This is a genomic window from Micromonospora sp. NPDC049799, assembly GCF_040656655.1.
Classification (GTDB): domain Bacteria; phylum Actinomycetota; class Actinomycetes; order Mycobacteriales; family Micromonosporaceae; genus Micromonospora.
Window position 1 is genome coordinate 1 of record NZ_JBFAMU010000592.1, and the last position, 2,823, is coordinate 2,823.

4 protein-coding genes and 1 pseudogene are annotated in these 2,823 nt (G+C 73.2%); 3 read left to right on the plus strand and 2 right to left on the minus strand.

Going from position 1 to position 2,823, the window contains the following annotated elements:
• Positions 1–307 (minus strand): ATP-binding cassette domain-containing protein (locus AB0I76_RS26845; RefSeq protein ID WP_357040997.1); only part of this gene is annotated, 307 nt, incomplete at its 3' end.
• 122 nt (positions 308–429) lie between these two features.
• On the opposite strand from AB0I76_RS26845, the gene AB0I76_RS26850 reads away from it, so the two are divergent.
• The 3 genes from AB0I76_RS26850 (at position 430) to AB0I76_RS26860 (ending at position 1,977) form a co-directional block, all read left to right on the plus strand.
• On the plus strand, positions 430–1,191 hold the full coding sequence (locus AB0I76_RS26850; RefSeq protein WP_357040999.1) for an ROK family protein: 762 nt from the start codon (positions 430–432) through the stop codon (positions 1,189–1,191).
• Positions 1,192–1,282: 91 nt separating this feature from the next.
• Complete coding sequence (locus tag AB0I76_RS26855) at positions 1,283–1,651, plus strand: tetratricopeptide repeat protein (protein ID WP_357041002.1); 369 nt, start codon at positions 1,283–1,285, stop codon at positions 1,649–1,651.
• Positions 1,652–1,722: 71 nt separating this feature from the next.
• A complete protein-coding gene (locus AB0I76_RS26860) occupies positions 1,723–1,977 on the plus strand; it encodes a Smr/MutS family protein (protein WP_007465523.1) in 255 nt (84 codons plus the stop codon).
• 184 nt (positions 1,978–2,161) lie between these two features.
• Here AB0I76_RS26860 and AB0I76_RS26865 read toward each other — a convergent pair.
• A pseudogene (locus tag AB0I76_RS26865) lies at positions 2,162–2,823 on the minus strand (peptidase); the annotation flags it as partial.

Sequence of the window (2,823 nt, forward strand, 5' to 3'; positions counted from 1 at the left end):
GTGCCCGGGTAGATCCGGGACGCCTTGCTGTTCGTGACCGTAGCCATGGGGGGATTGTCTCGCCGGGCCGCCGCTCCGGTTCCTGGGGCAGGTGCCCGACGCTCGCGGTGGGCGGGCTGAGCGTGACACCGCCGGCCTCGACCGGTGCCAGCCCCGCGAGCGTACGCAGCAGCGTCGACTTCCCGGCCCCGTTCGGCCCGACCAGCCCGACCACATCGCCCGGCGCGACCACCAGGTCCAGCCCGCTGAACAGCGCGCGATCCCCGTGCCCGGCGGCGAGCCCCTTGACCACCAACGTCCCACTCATCGCCGCCGACCCTATCCGGCGAAGGAAGGGGCCCCCGTTAACGCCTGGGGTTGTAAAAGGGCCCCTTCCTAACACCGGGGTCCGGCGGGCCAGCGGCGGGAACACGAGGCAGACTCACTCGGGTGGTGACCACTCTGGCGATCGACTGCGGGGGCGGTGGGATCAAGGCGTCGGTCCTCGACGCCGCGGGGACGATGCGGGCCCGCCCGTTGCGGGTGCCCACGCCGTACCCGCTCCCGCCCGACCTCTTCGTCAAGACGCTGCTGGACCTGGGTGGCCGGCTGCCGGCGGCGGACCGCCTGACGGTCGGCCTGCCCGGCATGATCCGGCACGGTGTGGTGGTGGCCACCCCGCACTACGTCACCCGTTCCGGCCCTCGGACGAAGGTCGACGCCGATCTGGTGGCCCAGTGGTCGGGGTTCGACGCCCGCACCGCCCTCGCCGACGCGTTCGGTGTCCCGGCGCTGGTGCTCAACGACGCCGAGGTGCACGGCGCCGGGGTGGTCGCCGGGACCGGCTGCGAGCTGGTCCTGACCCTCGGCACGGGGCTGGGCAGCGCGCTCTTCGACGGCGGGGTCCTCGCCCCGCACCTGGAGCTGTCGCACGCCCCGGTGCGGTGGGGCACCACCTACGACACGTACGTCGGTGAGCCCGAGCGGCGCCGCCTCGGCGACGCGTTCTGGTCCCGGCGGATCCGACAGGTGGTGGAGGGACTGCGCCCGGTGTTCCGCTGGGACCGGCTGTACCTCGGTGGGGGCAACTCCCGGCTGATCCGGCCCGAACAGCTGGCCCGGATGGGCGACGACGTGGTGGTGGTGCCGAACACGGCCGGAATCGTCGGCGGCGTACGCGCCTGGGACCTGGCCGCCGCCCGGCCCGTCTGACGGGCAACCCCGGCCCGGGGAACAGTCGCGGTACGGCCGGTGTTGTGCCAGCGTCGGGGGAGTGACGGCGTGACACGAGGGGGTGGGTCGAATGGATCTTCTGGCCGAGTACCGGCGAGCGACCATGTTCTTCGAGGCCGGTGACCCGACCGGGGCGGCCCGGCTGCTCGAGCCGATCGTCGAGGCCGAGCCGGCCAACGCGTCGGTGCGGCAGCTGCTGGCCCGCGCGTACTTCCAGTCGGCCCAGCTCAACCGGGCCGAGGAGCAGCTCCGCGAGCTGGTCGACCGCGACCCCAGCGACCACTACGCCCACCACGTGCTGGGCCGGACGCTGGAGCGGCTGAACCGGCACGCCGACGCGCTGCGCCACCTGCGTATCGCGGCGGCCATGCACAGCCACAACGACGACTACACCACGGCGCTGCGCCGGGTGGAGGGCCGGGTCGGCGCAGGTCGCTGACCGTGCGAGGGGCGGGGACGTGGTGACGCGTCCCCGCCCCTTCGTACGATGGGGCCGGAGGTGGGTACGGCGTGAAGCTCAAGCTCGACCTGCACGAGATCTTCAACAAGGGCCAGGACATCGACCGTGCGCTGCGCGGGATCATGGACGAGGCGGTGGCGAAGAAGGCCACCCTCGTCGAGATCATCCCCGGCAAGGGGTCCGGCCAGCTCAAGAAGCGGGTGCTGCGGTTCCTCGACCAGAAGGACGTCAAGCAGCTCTACCACCGCGTCGAAAAGGACTCGAAGAACTTCGGCCGCCTCTTCGTCCACTTCCGCTGGAAGTAAGACCCCCCACCCCCACCCCCACCCCCACCCCCACCCCCACCCCCACCCCCACCCCCACGATCTTGCGCTTTCGGTCCCCGATCTGCGCCCTTCGCCCCTTTTGTCGAGGCACAAAGTGCAAGATCGCGGGGAGCGGGGAGCGGGGAGCGGGGAGCGGGGGGCGGGGTGTGGGGCGGGGTGTGGGTTACAGGGGGTAGGTGCGGGCTACTGCCAGCATTTCTGAGCTGTGGGAGCCGACCACGCCCACGTCGGGCGGGCGGGGGCGGAAGCCGGGCAGCCCGTCCAGGCCGTCGCTGGCGTCCATCACCCGGATGCCCACCTGACCCGCCTTCGGCGTGAGCGTGAGCGTCACCTCGATGCCCTCGCCGGGCGGGGCGTGGAACACCACCCCGAAGCCCCAGCGACCCTCGCGGGGCTCCACCGGCACGGACCGGCCGGCCACCTCGGCGCGCAGCACGGTCGCGGTGCCGGTGTCGACGTGCAGGGTCGCCAGCCGCACCGGGCGCTGCGGGGTGAGCCGCAGCCGCAGGGTGCGCTCCGCGCCCGCCGTCGTGTCGGCGAGCACGTCCAGCTTCGGTGCAGCCAGGGAAGCGACGGGGGCGGGCCCGGAGAGCAGGTCCTCGTCGCCGATGCCGGGGAACTCGTCGGCGACGGAGACCCGGGAGTCGACGTAGGCGTCGGTCCAGGGCTGCGGTGACGCCTCGTGACTGAGCCAGCGGGCCTGGCCGGTACCGGCGTCGAGGGCGTACATCAGGTGGGTGGGCGCGGGGTGCGCGGCGTCGAAGCGGTCGACGGCCAGCCCGACCCCGGCGAACACCGCCGTCGCGAGCGCCGCCGCGACGGCCG